The sequence below is a fragment of the Nocardia vaccinii NBRC 15922 genome, from assembly GCF_001613305.1.
In the GTDB taxonomy this organism is placed as follows: domain Bacteria; phylum Actinomycetota; class Actinomycetes; order Mycobacteriales; family Mycobacteriaceae; genus Nocardia; species Nocardia vaccinii.
Genome location: NZ_BDCC01000077.1, coordinates 21,675 through 40,724, shown reverse-complemented (window position 1 = coordinate 40,724; position 19,050 = coordinate 21,675). Strand labels below are relative to the sequence as shown.

The window sequence follows — 19,050 nt, the reverse complement described above, 5'->3', positions numbered from 1 at the left end:
GATGGGGCTGACGTTCTTCGATGTGAAACCTGATTCAGGCCATACTCGATCCGCCATTGACACTGACGATCTGTCCGGTCACGAACGCTGCGTCGGGGCGAGCGAGAAAGGCGACCGCCGCGGCCACTTCGTCCGGAGTACCGGGACGGCCGATAGGGATGGAGTCGACCGCCTGCGTCAGGACACGCGTCATTTGTTCACTGACCGCACCGGCGTCGATCGCGTGTCGCACGGCGGATGTCATTACGTACGACGGTGCGACCACGTTGACAGTGATGCCGACATCGGCGAACTCACGAGCAAGTCCGGTGGTGAGTCCGTGCACACCCCCCTTGGCGGCGTTGTAAATCGCGTGGTCGAGCAAACCGTTGCGGACCGACTCGGCCCCGATGTTGACGATGCGGCCGTACCGGTGTTCACGCATGTGCGGCAGCAGAGCCAGGCAGCAGCGCACCGTGGTCCAGAGATTGTTATCGATCGTCGCTTGCAGAGTCCGCTCGGAATGTTCCAGCGTGGGCCGTATGACACCACCGCCGGCGTTGTTGACGAGCACCTCGACCGTCCCGAGCTGATCAACCGCGACCTCGAGCAGGTTCTGCACGTCCTCGGCCCGAGACAGATCGCCGACTACGCCACCGATCTCGAATCCCTCTGCGGCGAGCGCGGCGCGGCCCTGCTCCAGCTCGGCGTCGCGAAGTGCCGCAACCGTCACCCGGGCTCCATCGCGCAGCAAGCGCCGGGTGATCGCCAGCCCGATGCCTGTTGCGCCACCGGTAACGATCGCCCCTTGTCCCGAGAGGGGCCGCTCGGAGGGCCCGGTCACAGGACTATCGCGACGTCACCGACGCCCCGGAGCGTGGTCATCGCGAGTTCGACGCGCTTGGCCGCGATCCGGAGTGCGCCGTCGATAATGACCATCTGGTACTCGTAATGGCCGCAGTAGGCGCCACCGCGCTCACCGCGGTAGCGCCACACCGTGAACTCCGCCTTGACGGCGAGCCGTTCGCCGGACCACTCCCCCAGGCGGATGTTGGTGATCTGATGGCTGGTGCGGGAGTGCGGGTACTCGCGGTGCGCCATACGGCTCTTGAGCCGGTTGACCCGCGCCTGCATACGCGACCGATCATCGTCGATCAGGACCATGTCGTGGTCGGGGTTTCCCCCAGGAAGGTCGTTGGTGGGGACGACGTACGACGCATCCTCGGTATACAGTCCCAGCCACTCGTCGAGTTCCCAACGGTCGAGCAGCTCGGCCTCACGGTAAAGCAAGTCCTCGACATCGCCGCGCGTCACGATCGGCAAAGCCGTGTCCGAAATAGCGGTATTCATGCCCGCCCCTCCTGCATGGTCATCCGTCGGTGCCATTCGCGCCAGAATGCGCGAATCTGTTCCTCGTCGTCGTGACGGGCACGCCGCCCCATACCGCGGGAAATGTCGCTCCAGTCGACTCCGCCACTCGCGAAGCCCTGCTGGCACGATTCGAGGGCCTCGAGGTCATCGGGTGTCGCAAAGCCCCCGGGCCCGAGGAAAGTAAGGAAGTTGTCGAGTCGGCTGGCGCGGACCTCGGGTAGCTCGTCGGCCGGGGCAAGCTGCCAGGCATTGACCTCTAGCCGGTTGGGCCCGGCAGAGGTGAAAGTGCGGATGGTGACCGCCATGATGTCGTTGATGACAAGGTTCGGGAAGATGAGCAAGTTGCGGTTGGTCTCGGCCATCCGACGCCCCCGCTCTTCACCGAACCTGTTGATCAGGTCCGCTTTGATAGCGTCCAGTTCCTCCCGAGCGTCCTCGCCGAAAGCCGGCGCCCATTTTGCGATCGGGCGGCCCCATGAGGCGCCGTACTCGATGACCCCGTGCCCGTTGCCGAGGTCGTAGCCGGCGTTTCCGGACCCCGCCCCGCTCTTCAGATCCGTGCCCTGCGAAGCGAGGTACTTCACGTATGTGGCGTGGGTGGACGGCGCATGATAGCCGTCGATACTGTTCTCGACCAGCAACTTCCAGTTGGCATTCATCGCGTACTGGTTGCTGCCCCCGACGACCTCCGGGTCACGCATCGAGTCGACCACCAGGTCGAGATATGGGCGGGCATTGCCGAGGTACGCCTCCAGGTCGACGGCGTCGGCATCGAAGCAAGCGAAGACGAATCCGCGATATTCGGCGACTCGAGCGACCTGCTTCAGCGACAGCGCCTCCAGGTCGATGCCGTCGGCATAGGCGTCACGCCCGGGCACACCGGTCAGCGCACCTTCGCTGTTGAATGTCCACGCGTGGTAAAAGCACTGGAAGGCTCGGGCATTGCCAGCATCGGTGCGGCAGACGAGGGCACCTCGGTGTGGGCACGTGTTGTGAAATACCTTGATCTGATCGGACTGGTGGCCACGGACCATGAACACCGGTCGACCACCGACAACACGGCGCACATAGTCGCCGGGTCGGCGCACTTCCGAGGTATGCCCGACATATAGCCAGCAGGTGGAAAATATCCGATCGAGTTCCGCTTCGGCGATCTCCGGCGAAGTCATCGCTGACCGGTGCACGCGAAACACGTTGTTGTCGCGGTCCTCATGGATCACGTCACTGCCCTGCGTATTCTGCTCGAGGGTGGTCATATCCGGCCTCCTTTGGTGGTGTCGGTGCCTCGCGCGAAGAAGTCGCCCACGAGCCGGTTGAACTCGTCCGCATGCTCCAGCTGCGTCCAATGGCCACAGCGAGGGAACAGGTGAAGCTCTGCATCCGGTATCAGATTGGCCATGGTCCACGCGACTTCCGGCGAGACCACCCGGTCTTCCCTGCCATGCACGACTAGTGCGGGCGCATCGATGCCGCGTACCGCTTCGGCGGTGAGCGGTTGGTTGACCTTCGATACCTGGCCGCGGTGAATGGCGCGGTAGTTCTCCAGTTCGCCGGGAGCCGCACTGGCGTGGTACCTCGCCCGTATCAATTCGTCGGTGACAATCGCCGGATTGTAGGCAAAATGCTTGGTGAGCAGCTCGCGCATATTCTCGAGGGACGGTTCGTAGGCCCGCAGGGCTTTCAGTCCCTCGGTCATCGTCATGCCAACTCCGGGTGCGCCCATCAACACCATGCGCTCGATCCGCTCGGGGTAGCGCATCGCCAGCTGGAGCGTGACAACGCCGCCGAGGGAGTTGCCGACGAAACACGCCCGGTCAAGTCCGATCGCGTCGAGAAAGCCGATGACCTGGTCGACCCACATATCCATCGAATACTCCTGCCCCTCGAGGCGGGCTGTGCCACCGAAGCCCAACATCTCGGGGGCGAGTACGCGGAATCGTTGTGCCAACGCCGGTATCGTTCGCGACCAATTGGTCGCCGACGAGACACCGGGGCCCGAGCCGTGCAGGAGCACGATCGGCGCACCAGCACCGGCCTCCAGGTAGTGCGTCGAGTGACTACCGACCTCAACGGTCGCACTGGCCCACGTCGCCGAGGTCTCTACCGACATCACGCTGCCACCTCGTACACCGCGAAGCACTTGTTGGAATTGAAGATGCCGGTCTCGACGAAACTAGACCAGGTCAGTGGCTGATTCAGCTCTGTCATCGCACCCAGGAGGCAGAACCAATTGAGCATTTCCTGCTGCCCTGCGGCAACCAAGTCATCGGTAGTCGCCTGCAGCCACCTATCGATATCGCCGGCCACCAGGGCTTCGTAGTAGGCCCGATCCGATGCCGTATCGGGGTGCAGATGCCAGTCCTTGTCATTGAGGAACGCGTGCGACCAACTGGAGGATGCGATCAGCGCCACCCGATGCGACGACTGCCGCAGCGTGGCCGCAACGGCCCGCCCCAGTTCGAAGCAACGTCTCGGCGAGGGTGCCGGTGGGTCGAGCTGTTCGCCCGCCGCGATTCGCGCGAAGCTGACCACACCGCCGCGGCGTGCGACAACATGCGATCCGTAGCAGTTCACCGCGATTGGGACTACCGGGTAGTCGAAGGCGCTGCCGGCATTGTCGTAGTCGAGATAGAGCTGAGTGTTGGCGATGGCATGCGGGAAATGAATTCCTTCACGCGGCCGATAGGAGTACGACATATCGAACCCGCCTTCGAGGAGACCGGCCGCCAATTCCTTGCCGATCTGGGGGGCACCTCGCAGTGTGACCGTCGTGTCTGTCGGGAGTTCCCAAACGTTCGCACTGCCGAATTGGGCCAGCTCGGCAAGCGGCTGGATCTCTAGATCGGGGTAGGCGAGCACACAAAACGGAGGCACGATCTCCTCGCGGAAGTTCTCGTACTGGTCGTCGCCCCAGACCACCAGTACGTCAGGTTTGAAGGCGTCCAGCGCCTTGCGACAGTGGGCCAGGCCATCGCGAAGCTGTCGCCGGTGCGTTCCCGCAGCCGCGCGGCCCTTGTCATCCGACCACTCGGCGCGCATCGCCGCGGGCCAATTTTGAGGGTCCTTCTCACTTTGCGGGATGTCCGGATCCTTGAGTGTCATGCGGAGCAGTGACGACATGTGCTGGTCCTTGCCGGCCAGCATGGGATAGTGGGTCAGGCCGAGGCCGAGGATGTCACCCATGGATGCTCCTAACGGGTCGTGAGTCGGCCGCGCGGCTGACTCGGGGCGGTATTTGTCGCTGGTAGTCGTTGTTCGACATGCGCACTTCTGGGGAGTCCTGCGAAGGTGTCCACATGCGCGGGCGGTGGTAGAAACAGCGCGAGTGCGTTGTCGCGGCCGATTCGCTCGGCAGAGTCCGGCAGTCCATACAGGACCCGGCCGGGCGGACGCTCACGTGCGGGGAAGGGATAGTCGGTACCCAGCAGCACCCGGTCGCCACCGACGCGGTCGACGACAATTCGCAGCTGGGTGGCGTCGTAGGTGAGGGAATCGACGAACAGCGTCCGCACCCGTTCGCTGGACAAGTCTGTCGCGGCGCGGTCCTTCAGCCGCTCACCCACGTCAAGCCGGGGGAGCAGCCATGGCAACGTGCCCCCTGCATGAGCGAGGCAGATCTTCCCAGCCGAGCGCCGTCGCATGACGTCGCCGGCGAGTAACGACGCGCCGCTGATGCCGGTCTCGGTCGGCATACCAGCGCCGAAACCGAGTCCGAGACTGTGTAGGCGCGGATCGGTCTCATAATCGACTGGGTGGATGAATACAACCGCGCCGAGATCGGCTGCCATATCGAAGAACGGGTCGAACTCGGCGTCGGCGAGTGACCGTTCCCCCACGCGTGTGCCGATGGTGACACCCAGCAACCCGAGCTCGGCGACGCAGCGAGTCAACTCGTCGACCGCGGCAGCTACATCCTGCAGCGGCACGGCCCCGAACGCCTGGATCCGGCCGGGTGCTTGTTTGCATAATTCGGCCAGGAAGTCGTTCTGCGCCGCCGCTAGAATCCTCGCACCGGCAGCGTCGTTGCCGTGTAGCAAGGTGGCCGGCATCGGCGAAAGCACTTGGACCGCAACGCCGTCGGCGTCCATGTCAGCCAGCCTGCGCGGTATCGACCAACATCTGTCATCGACATCCCGATAGGGTCGGTCACCGATCGTGACCCGCGCACGCGAATTGTCGAGACGGGTCACCCGCGGCCAGTCGCCTGGGAAATGCCCATTCAAGTCAGGAATTTCGGGATCGAGCGCGTGAGTATGCACGTCGATCAGACCAGCGGGCAATGCGCCGACTGACGAACTCCGCTGATTCGTCATACCGTCTCCTTTGATGTGTCGGTCGATGAGTCCCAATATCTCCGCTACAGGCAGTCCTTACAGAGCTGATACCACCGGCTGGAACCGGATTCGGATCAGGTGTAAATCGATTTGGTCTGCTGGTAGCCGGCCAATGCCTCGGGCCCGAGTTCGCTGCCCAATCCACTCGCTTTGACGCCGCCGAACGGAGCGGCCGGATCGATCATGTAACCGTTGACGCCGACACTTCCGGTGTGTATCCGGCGGGCTACCGCCAATGCGCGCTCTTCGTCGGCGGACCACACGGTGCCCCCGAGTCCGTATCTGGAGTCGTTGGCGATTCGAACAGCATCGTCGACATCGTCGTAGGGAATGACTGCGAGGACCGGCCCGAAAATTTCCTCTTGTGCCAGCTGCGAAGAATTGTCGACATCGGCGAGAATCGTTGGTTCTACGAACCAGCCCCTATCGATCCCTGCCGGGCGGCCGCCACCTGCGGTGATCCGGGCACCGTCATCGACAGCTTTGCCGATAACGGCCTCGATCCGAGTGCGCTGGCGCTCGCTTACGACGGGTCCGATCTGGGTCTGCAAATCCAGCGGATCACCGATGACGAGCGATCGCGCCAAATCGGAGAAGATATCGACGACTTCGGCGTAACGTCTGCGCGACGCGAGTATACGAGTACTGATGTAACAGGTCTGGCCGTTGTTGACCAGGCAAGCGCCGAACAATTCTGCGGCGCGCTCAGCGAGGTCCGCATCATCGAGGACGATCGCAGCCGACTTGCCCCCCAGCTCCAGCGTGACCGGCCGGAGCAAGCTGCCGCAGAGAGCCCCGATCTCACGACCCGCCGAGGTCGAGCCGGTGAACGAGACCTTGTCCACACCAGGGTGCCCGACCAGGTGCATGCCGACTTCACGACCAGCCGGAACGATATTGACCACCCCAGGCGGCAGCCCTGCCTCCAGGACCGCCTCAGCCACCAGGTAAGCGTCTATCACGGTCTCTGGCGAGGGCTTCATCACGACGCTGCAGCCGGCGGCCAGTGCCGGCGCCAGTTTGAAGAAGGAAAGGCACTGGGGATAATTCAACGGCACGATCGCGGCAACCACTCCGATCGGAGAACGCACCACCCGCGTCACACCTCCCGCCAACGCGGCTCGCTCCTCTTCCAGCGGAGTGCTCCGTGCCAGTTCCGCGTAATAGCGCAGCAGGGTCGCCGGCAAGCGGCCCTCACTGCGGCGCCCGATCGCCGACGGCATGCCGTTCTGGCTGCTGACTGCCCGGACGATCTCGCCTGCCCGGCGGTCAAGTGCTTCGGCGAACCGCCGAAGCGCGTCCGCGCGGATGGCCGGGTCCCACGATGACCAGCCTGCCGGCTCGTCGAAGGCGCTGCGGGCTGCAGCGACCGCGGCATCGACATCCTGTGGCGCGGCCATCGGTACCGAACCGATCACCTGCTCACTCACTGGCGAGACAACCGAAATACGGCTGCCGCTGGCGGACGGCACCCACTGGCCGCCGATCAGCAAAGAGTCGTGGTGCATGAGATTCCTCTCTCGTCGGGTTCAACGGCAGGGCTAATGCGATAACGGCGTACACCGTCGGTCTGCGTAGCGATAAGGTCACCGCGCTCCACAAGCACGTCGAGGTGGCAGCCGATTTCGATGACCGCAAGCCCACGGTGGACGACGTCGAGGGCATCGATCTGTGTCTGCTTCCGGGTCCACCGCAGCCTGCCGGCAACCTCCCACGCACTTGTCGCGCCGCCGCGTACGCCCTCGAGGGATGCCCGCAGCCGGTCGGCATGATGGTCGAGCAACTCATGAACGCGCTCGTGCACGCTCGGAATTACCTGGCCGTGCGCGGGCAGGACCACGGCATCCGGCTGGCTGAGAAGCATTGTCAGTGAATTCAGGAAGGTCTGCACCTGCAGTTCCTCCGGCTCTCTCTCGAAACCGATCGACGGTGTTATGTGCGGCAGCACGTGGTCACCGGTGAACAACAACCCATGCTCGCGGTTGCGAAAGCAGACATGTCCGCGGGTATGTCCCGGGGTGGCGATCACCTCCAGACTGTGTTCGCGCAGAACGATCAGTTGTTCGTCCACCAGCCAGGCGTCGGGCTGATCCCAGGCCAGATCGACCGGTAGGCCACTGTCTTGGAGCCGGTCGACGAAAGACTCGACCTCGTGTTCCGCGCCATACAGACGTAGCTGGTCAGCTTGGGCCAGCGGAGTATCGGCGCGAGCGCCGGCGGTGAGGGACGGACGCTCTCCGACGCCGAGGTGGACCTTGCAGCCGTGCTGCCGGCGCAGCTGAAGCGCGAGCGAGTAGTGATCGTGGTGGAGGTGTGTGACGTAGATGTCGCTGATGTCTGCGGGCATAAGACCGAGCTCGCCCAGTCCCTCGCGTAGGGCTTGCGCGCAGCGCGGATCCGCCCACCCTCCATCGATCATCACCACCCCGTCAGCCGAGGCGAGGATGTAGACGTTGATCGCCCGCAACGCGGCATCCGGAATCGGCAATGCCAACCGGTGTACGCCTGGGGCCACCTCGTGGACACCCGGCTGATCCCATACCTTGGAGGTCTGCGACTTGGCTTCTCGACCAGCATGCGGCATGACGTGGAAGCTCCCCTTCGTTCGGCTACACCGAAGTTGACCATCTGTCGGCCGGTTGACGACCGCGCGGTTCCATCTCGTGGCACCGACCTGAAGGTGACGACCGACTGCCCTGCGCCAATCACAAAGCTCCTGGCCAGCGCGGTACGCGGACAGCTACGCCGTTGCGGCCTTGGAGATGACTGATGATCGAATCACGGGACGGGCGTCAAGCTGGGCCTCAGCATTGCCGGACCGGGCCTCGAGTCGATTCGATGTTGGCGAATCCACTCGCTCGACACGATGTGTACCGCTGCGCGGACGCCCTTGGTGTCGGCGGGCGAGTGCGCGCCTCGGTCCCGCTCCGGCCTGGTCAGCACTTGCCGCGATTCACGGCTTCGGACGCGCCGCCGAATTGACCACCGTCTGAGCATCGCCCAAGACGTCCGGTGGCAAGTGCTTTCTTACCCAGGCCGCGACATGGGTACGTGAATGGACGCTGAGCTTGACGAGGATGTTCTCGACGTGTCGCTCCGCAGTGCGCACAGAGATCACGAGTTGGGTTGCGATCTCCTTGTTACTGGAGCCATCCGCGACCAGTCGTGCGATCTGAACCTCGCGGCGAGTCAGGGCTGGCCGGCTGGCCGACTGGTCACTGCGTAATGGACGCACAGCCGGGCTGGCATGACTGTCACTGGGTTTGGGCGCTCGCCGAATCAGGTTCAGCACCTCCAGGTCACTCAGACGAGCGCCTTGATCGAGGGCTTGTGCCCACGCCTGTTCGCCGAGCCGTCGCTGAACTCGGGCCCGAATGTCTTTACCGACGAACTCGGCTATCGATCGGGCGATGAACAGCTTCGCGGCGCGCCACATCTTGTCAACGACGCCGAACAGTTGGGCAGCCCGCATATCCTCGCGTTGGTCAGCGGCCAGCCATCCCATGCTTTCGATCGCCGACGCGAGCATCGCACGCTCATCGAAGTCGACATAGATACCGATAGCCACGCTGATCCGCTCCTCGGCGCGTTTCGCATCGCCGGCGCGCCAGAGGTTGAGGCCGACTATCGAAAGCGCGATTGCGCGCAGCAGATTCGCCTCGCAGTTCTCGGTCATGGCCAGGAAACTGTCGGCGTACCGGCGTGCGGCCGGATCCTCGGCGCAAAACGCGAAAATCGAAAGTGCTGCCAGCGCCTGCGCCCGAACCCCCAGATCGGTCTCCGTGTTCGTGAGCTGGACCGCCGTCTCTGCCAGCCCGACAGCAACCTTCGGCCCCCTTGTCAGGAACTCGATCAGTGCGGTGTGCAGCCCGATTTGCGACCGCAACCCGTTGTCTGCCGTCTGTTGTAGCGCCCGGCACCGATCCAGCAGCTCGATCGCGGGACCGACCTCAGCCAACATCAGTGCCAGGTTCGTTGCGGCCGACAGCGTTTGCAGACGTTCCTCGGAAGGTTCCTCGTTCGCGTCCAGCGCACGGCGTAGCCACGTATAGCCCTCGCGCAAATAACCGGTATGTGTCCAGTACGGCGCCAGTTGGGAGGCTATGAGCATCGCGGAGTGCACCGTCTCCGGCCGGGAGAGTGCGAATTCCAAGGCTGCCCGGATGTTGGCATGCTCGGCGCGGACCAGCATTGTCCACTCACGGTCGCGGGGGCTGCAGTAGTCCGCTGTCCCGCGCTCCACCAACCGGGCGTAGTGACGCAGGTGCCGGGTGCGGAATTCCTGTTCCTCGCCGCTGTCCGCGAGGCGCTTCAAACCGAACTGCCGCAAAACCTCCGTCATCTGATGGCGGCCGCCGCGGCTACGGCGGGAGACGATGGACTTTTCCACCAAACCGGAAAGTGCGTCGAGTAGCTCGGTGGAGGCGATGTTGGCGGCGGCGCAGATTTGTTCGAGGGCATCGAGCGTAAAGCCCCCTGCGAACACCGACAGGCCACGCCACAACCGTTGCTCGGCGCCGGTCGAGAGCCGGTAACTCCAGTCGATCGTCGCTTCGATCCGGCGTTGCCGCTCCGGAAGGGTTCGCGGGCCGAGTTTCAGCAGCTCCAGCGCGTCGTCCAGTCGCTCGAGAATCTGTTGCTCGCTGAGCGCGCGCAGCCTGACCGCCGCCAGCTCGATCGCCAGTGGAACACCATCCAGCCGTCGACAAATCTCAGCCACCGTTGCCCAGTTCTCACCAGTGACCGCGAATTCGGGATTCGCGGCCCTACCACGTTCGGCGAACAGCGCCATGGCATCGGCGTCCGGTGGCGAACTCTCGTTGACGCGAGGCTGGAACGGCGATAGCGATAGCGGCGGTACGGGATAGACCTGTTCCCCAGGAACGCCGAGCACCTGTCGACTGGTCGCAAGCACGCGGACTCCAGGAGCAGCGCCGAGCAGTTCGACCAAGACCTTCGCGCACTGATCCAGGAGATGCTCGCAATTGTCGACGAGCAGCAGGAGTTGCTTGTCCACCAAGTAGTCGCGGAGTTGGACCATCGGATCGCCGGTGTCGTTGCGAAGACCAAGGGTGTCGGCGAGGCTCTGCGCGACGAAGCGGTCCTGCTGCAGATCTGCGAGTTCGACGATCCAGGTGCCGTCAGGGAAAGCTCGGCGAGTGTCCTCGGCCAGACGCTGGGCCAGTCTCGTCTTGCCGACACCTCCTGTGCCGGTGAGGGTGAGCAGCCGTGTTGCGCCGAGTAACTCGCGTGCCACCGCGAGTTCGCGGCGTCGCCCCACGAAGCTCGACACCTCGCTGGGAAGGTTGCCAGGTCGGGAACGCATAGCCAGGTGTTGCTACTTTCGGCTGTTCGGTACCCGCGATGATGGTTCCGCCGCAGATATGATGTCGAACACATTATCTAATAACACGCTCCCACGCGAGGTCATCCGCTGTCGCATTCCGCTCTGTGAAACGATGCCGACGCGTTCGAGGCATCAGTCCGCCACCAGTGACCACAAGCCGTCCCTTCCGGTTTCGCGCGAAAGGGTCGCGACCCGTTGGTCCCAGAAGCTGGTCGAGCCGAATTCCGAGCGCCATGCCGTGGCCGGGAGGGTGTATCGGTACAACTTGTGTTCCAACGTGGTCCCGATCGCGCCGTGCAACTGATGGGCGTTGCGGACAACGACAGAGGTCGCGTGCCCGCCGCAGGAGCGTGCCACGGCGGTGAGGAAGCCGAATCGCCTCGAGCCGTCGTCGGCAGCCCGAATCGCTGCGTCGACGGTCGCACGGGCGAGCGCGGACTCTGCGGATAGGTCTGCGACCATATGCTGCACCGCCTGGAACCGAGCCAGTGGCCGCCCGAATTGATTTCTCGAGACAACATGTTCACAGGTCAGCGTTACAATTCGCTCCAGCGCGCCTACTAGTTGAATCGCTCGGGCGAGACCGCCGCGTAGTTGGAGCTCCTCCAGTTCGGTTTCGTGCAATTCTGTTGTCGTCGTGTTCGCCAGAGCGGCGACATCGACTGCGACATCGTCGCGGGGTTCGCCGGCAATGTTGAGTCCCGGAGTGATCGTCACCGCGGACGTGGAGAGGTCGGCGACTCGCCAGGTACCGGATGAGCTGTATACGACGACTACCGATTCGGCATGCCGGGCCCACGGAACTGCCCGTGCTCGGCCAAATCGATCGAGCATTGCTACCGTGCGAAGCCGAGCGTCTGCGGGCAAGTTAGCCCGCCCCAGTAGCCAACCGGCCAGCAGATCGTGCTCAGCCAGCGGCAGCGCCACATCATGGCCTGCGGCCTCCGCCAGCACGACTGCCGCCTCGCGCCATCCGGCACCGCTTCCTCCAGTGGCCTCGGCGCCGGTGAGCCGAGCGAGGCCGAGGGCTTCGAGCTGGTCCCACAATGCCCTGTCGAAAGTCTTTCCTGTCGTGGGGTCGTGCCTCGAAGGAGCTCTCGACGACAACACACGCCGGATGGTGTCGACCAGTTCCGGGTCGGCGGCCACATGGTCAACACTGCTCATCGCAATCCCAGCTCTCTCGCGATCACGCCGCGGAGTACCTCATTCGTTCCGCCCCTCAGGGTGAAACCAGGCCGTTGCGCGACCGAGCGCGCGGTAAGTTCGCGTAAATTCGGGGCGCCGAAGTCATCGTTCGAAAGATCGGCAAGATCGGCGATATCGCCTTCCATCGCCGTCCCCAAGACTTTGACGACAGCGGCTGCGGCCGAGACGTCCTCATGCCGCTCCAGCGCGCCGGCGACCGCGAATGACATCTCGTGGAGTCCAGTGGTCCGGGCGACGTAGCGCCCCACATCGGAACAGCCGGCCGCGGTCAGCGCCGCCAGCAGCTGAAAGGTGGATAGGAACCGCTCAGGCCCGCTCCGTTCGTAGGACAACTCGGATGTCACTTGGCGCCAACCCTCGCCCACCGTGCCCAGCACCAACTCGTCCGGAACGAAAACCGACTCCATATGCACTTCATTGAAGTGATGGCCACCTGTCATCGATAGAATCGGACGGATCTCGACTCCGGGCGAGTCGAGATCGACAATGAACTGAGACAGGCCCGCGTGCCGCGATGCTGGGTCCGCGGGGGTGGTGCGCGCCAAGGCGAAGAAGGCATGCGCATTGTGGGCGCCTGAGGTCCACACTTTGGTGCCGGTGAGCCGCCATCCTCCGGGCTCCCGCTCGGCGCGGGCGCGGATCGAGGCAAGGTCCGACCCGGAGTCAGGTTCGCTCATACCGATTGCCCAGAACAGCTCCCCCCGGGCAATCCCCGGAAGATAGCGGCGTTTCTGTTGCTCAGTGCCGTAACGAAGCAACGACGGCGCCGCCTGTCGATCAGCTATCCAGTGGGCAGCGACGGGTGCTCCGGCCGCCAGCAATTCCTCGGTCACGACGAACCGCTCGAGGAATGACTTCCCATGCCCGCCGTACTCCGGTGGAATGATCATTCCCAGCCAGCCCCGGCTGGCAAGGGCACGACTGAAGCTCGGATCCCAACCGGTAAGCCAGGAGTCCACATCGGGTGTGAAGGCGCCCTCTGCGACCTGTTGCTGGACGAAAGCGCGTACCTGCGCTCGAAGTGCGACGAGCGCGTGCGTATTGGCGGCGGGGGGCGGGATCAAATAGGTCATTTGCCGGTGAACTCCGGAGTGCGCTTTTCCAGGAACGCCGATACTGCCTCCGCGTGGTCAACAGTTTCATGTAGCTCGGCCTGGAACGCCGCCGAACGATCCAACACCACATCGAGCGAAGCCATGGAGGAATCCCTGAACAGCTCCTTGGTGCGGCGCACGGCGATGGGCGGATTCGCCGCGATGCGGTGCGCCAGATCCCGAGCGGTCCCGAGCAGTTCCTCTGGTGGCACCACGCGCGAGACCACTCCCCACTCGAGGGCGGTTTCCGCGGAGATCCGGTCCCCTGTCAACGCAAGCTCGACCGCACGGGCGGCTCCGACGACACGGGGCAGGAAGAACGCGCCACCATCACCCGGGACCAAGCCGACCTTGACGAATGACTCTGCGAAGAATGCCGTCGACGACGCGATCCGCAGATCGCACATCAGCGCGAGATCGAACCCGGCGCCGACTGCAGGTCCGTTGACCGCAGCGATCAATGGAGTCGTACAGGAGAATAGCGCCCGAGCTATGCGCTGGATGCCGTCGCGGTAGCCAACCGCCAGATCGTCGGATGCGAACATGCCGGTCTTGCCGGCCATTGCCCGTAGGTCGCCGCCAGCGGAGAAGGCGGGTCCCATACCGGTGAGGACCACCGCCCGCACGGCAGGATCCGCGGACACTCGCATGGCTGCGGCGACCAAGGCGTCGATCATGTCGGCACCCGAGATGGGATTCCGCTCCTGTGGGATATTCAAAGTCCAGCTCTCGACATGCCCGTCTCGGGTGGTCATCAGCGGCTCGGCCATTGGTCTCCTGAGTGAGGTGGCAGGGTTGACTGGACGATAGCGGCATCCGATGTCGGCTCGAGCGCTGACTTTCACCAGATGGAACCGACCTCGGCCGCTGGTACCCGCATCGAGCTGGCCTGCGGTGTTCGTATGTCAAATGCTGGGCGCTGCAGGGGATCTCGGTGTCACGGTGGCAACGTGTCGAAATGTCGCCGCAAGGTCGTCGCCGCGACCGGACGGCCCAGCCGAGGTCGGCCGTAGCGGGCGGTCGATGGCGGATCTGGTGTGGAGTGTGGGCGAGCGGCGCAACTGACGTCGTGGACAGAGGATGAACGGTCGTTCTCGCACAGTAAGTTCCATATCTGTGCACGACGGCAAATGGGACCGCTGGCCGCTCGAGCACAGCAGCACTGACGGGACCGGGCTGATCAGGGCTCGAGGTAGAGCCGTTCGTTAGGTAGACGCGGAAGCCCGGTCGTGTCGCCGGGCAGCACCGCTACCGTACCGAGGCGGTAGCGGGCGTCCCAGTCCTGGACGAACACCAGCGCGGCGGTCGAACATGCAACGAAATCCATCCGCTGGTCGTGCAGGCACACCGACAGATGTACGTCGGTCTCCTCCGGACGCGGAGACCGAGCATGGCCGGTCATGATTGACGGCACTCGCGGCGCCACGGGCGAGGTCACCCCCACTCAAGGGTGGTTTCCGCACAGATCCGGTCCCCTCTCAGCACAAGCTCGACCGCGCGGGTGGCTCCGACGATACCGGGCAGGAACACGCCGCCATCACCTGGGAGATTCGAAGTCAGGGCGTCGACGTGCCCGTCGGTGGTCATCAGCGGCTCGACCATGGGTCTCCTGGGTAGGGGGCAGGTTGTCTGGACGATAGCGGCGTCGGACGTCGGCTAGAGCGGTGACTTTCATCAGATGGAACCGATGTCTACTGCTGGCTTGATCGAACGGGACTGGCAGCCGACACCTGGCTGCAGGTCAGCCCTCTAGGTAATTAGTTTGCTAGTAGGCAACGCGGAGATTTTGAGCGGGACCGGGATGCGGAGTTCCATATAGAAGGTCTATGGCCTGAACCTGTAGCACCGCGACTCGGATCGGGCGGCAGGGGAACGTTCCGGACGAAGGGACCCACAGTATGGTCGACCTCTCATGCCCGAGCTGTGACCGCGCAGATTGGATACGAAGCGTCCCGGCGCTGCACGCGACCGGGGTGTCCACCGTATCCGGCACCGACCGATATTCCGGTGTTGGTGTTTCCCCCACAGGCCACCTGATACCGGCAGTGGGTCACGTAGCGGTCAATCGGACAAGCACGACGAGCTTGGCGTACGCGACAATGCCTGCGCCGTCGCCGGTTTCGACCGCAGGAACGATAATGCTGGGGTCCTTCCTGTCGGTTCTGACGCTGCTGTGGCTGGCAGCCTCAGCGGCGGCAGTCATCGGGGAGTTCACTGCCAAGGATTCATCGATCGGCTCGATCATCGGAGTCACCCTTGTCGCGCTGGTATTCGCTGCGATCGCCGTCGCACCGCCGGTGCTCGTCTTCGCCGTGGCCGCAAACCGCTCCCGCCACAACCGCCAAGTGGAGCGTGGCCGCGGTGCCGCACACGCGGCTTGGGACTGTGGATGCTATTGCCACCGATGCGGCGTGTGCTTCTGGCCGATCCCTCCGGCACCCGGGGTAGCGGCCAGGTACCCGTTCTCGCCCGACGAGTTCCGGTGGGTGGTATGGAACATCGGCGGCTACGGTCGACATTTCAACGCTGCCTGAACGGGACCCATCGGCCCCGCGCCAGGCGCAAATGGGACAGGGTCAACAACCGTCATAGGTCGAATTTCGCTACGATCACCAGCTGACCCCGCGAAAACCGCAGGTCATCCCCGTTCCCATATTCGATGTGCCCCGCTCTAGGCACGGCGAACATGGGAACGAGAACGCATTCCTTCGGGCGGATCGCAATACTCAGACCGGGTACATACCCACGATGACCAGGCGTTTTCCGGTTGCCCATGTTTTGTGTGTCCTGCCGGGGGCACCAATCTGCGACAGTGTTTACACAGGTCAAGGCGATTTCTAGGCGCAAGATTTCCTGAACAGGCCAGCTTTGGGCAGTAAAATCCCAGGTCATCTGTCGCAGGTTCGCACCCTCCGGTCACGAACCTGCGGTGGGACACGGTCAGAAGACAACACCCGCGTCCTGCTCGATGATGGTGTCCAGGCAGCGTTCCGCGAGTGCCGCGATCGTCCAGGAGGGATTGCAGCCGCCGGTCGAGCCGGGGATGAGTGCACTGTCGGTCACGTAGAGCCCTCGGTAGCCGTGAACTCGTCCGACGTTGTCACAGGCGGTATCGAGAGTGGCTCCGCCCAGTGGGTGACCGGTGAACGGCACCAGCGGGCCGACGTTCACCGAATCGGTAGCGGCGCCCGAGAGCAATCGCAGTATTCCGCGGACCCGCCCGTCCAGGACGGGGTCGGTGATCGGGTCGAGGGCTCTGTCGAGGGCCGCGGACAGTTCCACACCGGCCGCGTCGGTTCCGGCGGCAATCCTTCGGATGAGATCGCGGGTCGCTGCCCGGTCCGCCGGTTCGACGCCGACCGGCCAGTATGCGCGGACCTCTCCGTTGGAGGAATCGAAGCGAAACTCCCCAGCAGGAGGGCAGATGCTCATGCCGAGCATGCCGACCATGTGCATCTCGGTGGGCAGCGGCAGGGCGGCGTTCTCCAGTGTTGCTGGCGCGGAGGGGTCGCGGTCGTCGCGGATCGCCGCGCTGATCCCACCGCCCTGCATGCCCGCGGTCGGACTCGCGGTCATCAGTTGTGCCCAGCCCTCGTCACCGTTACCTCCCCAATGCCGGCCGATCTCGTCGTTGAGATCGGCCAGTGCACCGGTTTCCCTGGCGGCCACGAGCAGTCTGGATGTTCCGGCCGATCCGGCCGCGCAGAACACCGCGTCGGCGACGACCCGCAACTGTTCGATGATCGCGCCCGTCTCGCTGGTGTGTTGCACATTGAGTTTGAATCGTCTTGTCTCGCTGTCGGTTCCAATGTCGAGCACCCGATGCAGCGGAGCGATGCTGACCTTGCCGGTACGTTCGCCCTGCGCGAGATATGTTTTATCGACCGAATTGCGGGCGCCGCTGTTGACTCCCATCAGATATTCGCCGACGCTGAGCGCAGGGACCCGGGTCCCGCGCAGTTCCTGCCTGACTATGTCCCAGTCGACGGTCTGTCGCACTCGTTCGGGTGTCATCCCGGCGTCTTCGCCCATCTTCAGGAATGCGCGCGCACCGGACCAGTTCGGGTGTGCCAGAACATCATCGGGAATGGGCGTGGCCCGCAACCGGCGAGCAGCGCGGGGATAGTACTCGCGGTCCATGCTGCCCCAGTCGACGGTGGGCAGCATCGCGGCGAAGACGGCTTCGCGCGGACGGATCGTGGCGCCGGCGTAGACGAGAGTGCCCCCACCCACGCCCACGCCGGATACCACCGCCAAACCGTCGCCGGGAAGAATCTCGAGGATGCCGGGATACGATCCTGTCGGTGAACCGAACTGCGGCAGAGCGGGATTCGCAGGCGCAACGTAGAGAGCTCGTTTGTCGATATTACGGATGGTGGCGAAGGCATTCCCGGCGGGACCGACATCCCAGCGCCTGCCCCGCTCGAGCACCAGCGTCTGCACCCCGGCTTCGGCCAGCCGGTACGCGGTCACCCCACCCGCCAGACCGGCACCGACAACCACTGCCCGGCAACGTATTTCGCGTACCGAGGCAGGCGCGGTCGCCGGGTCGGCGTGCGCGGACGTGTACCTGCTCACCGCAGCCCCGGCGACGCCCAGTGCTGCACCGGCGAGGACCTTGCGACGTGTGAGATCGGCCATTTTCGCCTGTCCTTCTCCTGATTTCCCCTGGGCAGCAAGTCATTTGACGACCCCGGGTATCGCCACGGCCATCGGCAGGTTTCCGGCGGGAATCGTCGCGACCTGATCGAAAGTTGCTGCGTCGTAGACACGGACGATCCCGCCGGGCCGCCACGCCTTCAGAAATGCCGGAATCGCGTAACCGAGCCCCAAGGGAGCGATCACCGTCCCCGGCGGAGTAGTCGCGGCGTAGACTCTGCTGCCGTCCCGGGAGAACGTGGTACCTATGCCCCAGCCGCCGGTGTCGTGAATACGAAGCACTTGCCCGTCGGCGATATCGATGACGGCGACCTGGCCGCTGAAGTAGGCCATCCACAAATGTTTTCCGTCCGGGCTGATCGCACCGTATGCGGGGGAACTCGGGGCTCCCGGCAGCACGACCCTGGCCCGAATGGTCCTCGATGCGGTGTCCACCAGCGAGATTCCGGTGCTGTCGGCCACGGCCAGCGTGGCCCCATCGGGAGTCAGCGCCATCTGTTGCGGCGCGGGGCCCCCGGTGAGAACGGGTGTCCCCTCGGTCGACGTCCCGGTGAGTCGGTCGATGTGATAGAGCAGATTCGGTAATGCGGTGACCCACAAGCCTTTTTCGCTCTCATCCCCGATCACGCCCGTGGGAACCGATGCGGCCGGGTAGGTTTCGCTCACCTTGTCCCGTTCGGTGTCGAGCACCAGTATCTGTCGGCGGAAGTAGGCCGCGGTGAACACTTCTCGGCCGTTCGCGGGAGCCGAACCGATAGCCAGCCCGGAAGTGGGTATCCGGTCGACGACAGCGTGGGTACAGGCGTCGACCACGGAGACGTTCGCGTAGGCCGGATCGGCGATCGGGACGTCGTCCACATACAGTTTGGCCCCGTCGGCAGTGACGTTGACGTTCCACGGATGCGAGAACCCGCCGATCGTTCCGATGACCCGGTCGGTCGGCAGGTCCACCACCGAGATCGTCCCGTCGCCCTGGTTGGAGAAGTAACCGCGGTTTCTCAGTACCTCCGGTGCGCAGGCTGATGCGGAACCGTCTGGTATGGCAACCGCCACCGGC

Annotated in this window: 17 protein-coding genes; all 17 read right to left on the bottom strand. The window is 64.2% G+C overall.

The window, feature by feature from the left end:
- Positions 1–34: 34 nt before the first annotated feature.
- The gene (locus tag NV1_RS37720; protein WP_067903044.1) at positions 35–823 is read right to left on the bottom strand and encodes an SDR family NAD(P)-dependent oxidoreductase; all 789 of its coding nucleotides are present in this window, start codon (positions 821–823) and stop codon (positions 35–37) included.
- Complete coding sequence (locus NV1_RS37715; RefSeq protein WP_067903042.1) at positions 820–1,329, bottom strand: aromatic-ring-hydroxylating dioxygenase subunit beta; 510 nt, start codon at positions 1,327–1,329, stop codon at positions 820–822. Before NV1_RS37715 ends, NV1_RS37720 begins: the two co-directional genes overlap by 4 nt.
- Positions 1,326–2,606 (bottom strand): aromatic ring-hydroxylating oxygenase subunit alpha, encoded by a 1,281-nt coding sequence (locus tag NV1_RS37710; protein WP_067903039.1) that lies wholly within the window; start codon positions 2,604–2,606, stop codon positions 1,326–1,328. Before NV1_RS37710 ends, NV1_RS37715 begins: the two co-directional genes overlap by 4 nt.
- Positions 2,603–3,460: an alpha/beta fold hydrolase gene (locus tag NV1_RS37705; RefSeq protein ID WP_067903036.1), complete on the bottom strand. Its 858-nt coding sequence runs from the start codon at positions 3,458–3,460 to the stop codon at positions 2,603–2,605. The genes NV1_RS37710 and NV1_RS37705 overlap by 4 nt, the downstream gene beginning before the upstream one ends.
- Positions 3,460–4,533: a DODA-type extradiol aromatic ring-opening family dioxygenase gene (locus NV1_RS37700; RefSeq protein WP_067903033.1), complete on the bottom strand. Its 1,074-nt coding sequence runs from the start codon at positions 4,531–4,533 to the stop codon at positions 3,460–3,462. The genes NV1_RS37705 and NV1_RS37700 overlap by 1 nt, the downstream gene beginning before the upstream one ends.
- Before the next feature lie 8 nt (positions 4,534–4,541).
- Entirely contained in the window at positions 4,542–5,663 is a 1,122-nt protein-coding gene (locus NV1_RS37695; protein WP_067903029.1) for an amidohydrolase family protein, read from the bottom strand.
- Between the two features lie 95 nt (positions 5,664–5,758).
- Entirely contained in the window at positions 5,759–7,192 is a 1,434-nt protein-coding gene (locus tag NV1_RS37690) for an aldehyde dehydrogenase (protein ID WP_067903026.1), read from the bottom strand.
- Complete coding sequence (locus tag NV1_RS37685; RefSeq protein ID WP_169813512.1) at positions 7,171–8,178, bottom strand: MBL fold metallo-hydrolase; 1,008 nt, start codon at positions 8,176–8,178, stop codon at positions 7,171–7,173. Before NV1_RS37685 ends, NV1_RS37690 begins: the two co-directional genes overlap by 22 nt.
- A gap of 459 nt (positions 8,179–8,637) precedes the next feature.
- On the bottom strand, positions 8,638–10,977 hold the full coding sequence (locus NV1_RS37680; protein WP_169813511.1) for a LuxR C-terminal-related transcriptional regulator: 2,340 nt from the start codon (positions 10,975–10,977) through the stop codon (positions 8,638–8,640).
- Between the two features lie 186 nt (positions 10,978–11,163).
- Positions 11,164–12,198: an acyl-CoA dehydrogenase family protein gene (locus NV1_RS37675; RefSeq protein ID WP_067903016.1), complete on the bottom strand. Its 1,035-nt coding sequence runs from the start codon at positions 12,196–12,198 to the stop codon at positions 11,164–11,166.
- Entirely contained in the window at positions 12,195–13,313 is a 1,119-nt protein-coding gene (locus NV1_RS37670; protein ID WP_067903013.1) for an acyl-CoA dehydrogenase family protein, read from the bottom strand. The genes NV1_RS37675 and NV1_RS37670 overlap by 4 nt, the downstream gene beginning before the upstream one ends.
- Complete coding sequence (locus tag NV1_RS37665) at positions 13,310–14,104, bottom strand: crotonase/enoyl-CoA hydratase family protein (RefSeq protein ID WP_067903010.1); 795 nt, start codon at positions 14,102–14,104, stop codon at positions 13,310–13,312. Before NV1_RS37665 ends, NV1_RS37670 begins: the two co-directional genes overlap by 4 nt.
- A 410-nt stretch (positions 14,105–14,514) precedes the next feature.
- Entirely contained in the window at positions 14,515–14,736 is a 222-nt protein-coding gene (locus tag NV1_RS37660) for a hypothetical protein (protein ID WP_157117636.1), read from the bottom strand.
- 32 nt (positions 14,737–14,768) lie between these two features.
- Positions 14,769–14,936, bottom strand: a complete 168-nt coding sequence (locus NV1_RS44185) for a hypothetical protein (protein WP_157117635.1) — start codon at positions 14,934–14,936, stop codon at positions 14,769–14,771.
- A gap of 448 nt (positions 14,937–15,384) precedes the next feature.
- Complete coding sequence (locus tag NV1_RS44180; RefSeq protein WP_157117634.1) at positions 15,385–15,579, bottom strand: hypothetical protein; 195 nt, start codon at positions 15,577–15,579, stop codon at positions 15,385–15,387.
- A 695-nt stretch (positions 15,580–16,274) separates the two neighbouring features.
- Positions 16,275–17,975, bottom strand: coding sequence for a GMC oxidoreductase (locus tag NV1_RS37650; RefSeq protein ID WP_067903001.1), 1,701 nt, complete (start codon positions 17,973–17,975; stop codon positions 16,275–16,277).
- 39 nt (positions 17,976–18,014) lie between these two features.
- On the bottom strand, positions 18,015–18,944 hold the full coding sequence (locus NV1_RS37645; RefSeq protein WP_157117633.1) for a YncE family protein: 930 nt from the start codon (positions 18,942–18,944) through the stop codon (positions 18,015–18,017).
- Positions 18,945–19,050: the final 106 nt, after the last annotated feature.

Bases quoted from the DNA above. Each gene is read 5' to 3' on its own strand.
- NV1_RS37715 (WP_067903042.1), bottom strand. From the start codon at position 1,329: ATGAATACCGCTATTTCGGACACGGCTTTGCCGATCGTGACGCGCGGC.
- NV1_RS37710 (WP_067903039.1), bottom strand. From the start codon at position 2,606: ATGACCACCCTCGAGCAGAATACGCAGGGCAGTGACGTGATCCATGAG.
- NV1_RS37705 (WP_067903036.1), bottom strand. From the start codon at position 3,460: ATGTCGGTAGAGACCTCGGCGACGTGGGCCAGTGCGACCGTTGAGGTC.
- NV1_RS37700 (WP_067903033.1), bottom strand. From the start codon at position 4,533: ATGGGTGACATCCTCGGCCTCGGCCTGACCCACTATCCCATGCTGGCC.
- NV1_RS37695 (WP_067903029.1), bottom strand. From the start codon at position 5,663: ATGACGAATCAGCGGAGTTCGTCAGTCGGCGCATTGCCCGCTGGTCTG.
- NV1_RS37690 (WP_067903026.1), bottom strand. From the start codon at position 7,192: ATGCACCACGACTCTTTGCTGATCGGCGGCCAGTGGGTGCCGTCCGCC.
- NV1_RS37675 (WP_067903016.1), bottom strand. From the start codon at position 12,198: ATGAGCAGTGTTGACCATGTGGCCGCCGACCCGGAACTGGTCGACACC.
- NV1_RS37670 (WP_067903013.1), bottom strand. From the start codon at position 13,313: ATGACCTATTTGATCCCGCCCCCCGCCGCCAATACGCACGCGCTCGTC.
- NV1_RS37665 (WP_067903010.1), bottom strand. From the start codon at position 14,104: ATGGCCGAGCCGCTGATGACCACCCGAGACGGGCATGTCGAGAGCTGG.
- NV1_RS37660 (WP_157117636.1), bottom strand. From the start codon at position 14,736: ATGACCGGCCATGCTCGGTCTCCGCGTCCGGAGGAGACCGACGTACAT.
- NV1_RS44185 (WP_157117635.1), bottom strand. From the start codon at position 14,936: ATGGTCGAGCCGCTGATGACCACCGACGGGCACGTCGACGCCCTGACT.
- NV1_RS44180 (WP_157117634.1), bottom strand. From the start codon at position 15,579: ATGATCGAGCCGATCGATGAATCCTTGGCAGTGAACTCCCCGATGACT.
- NV1_RS37650 (WP_067903001.1), bottom strand. From the start codon at position 17,975: ATGGCCGATCTCACACGTCGCAAGGTCCTCGCCGGTGCAGCACTGGGC.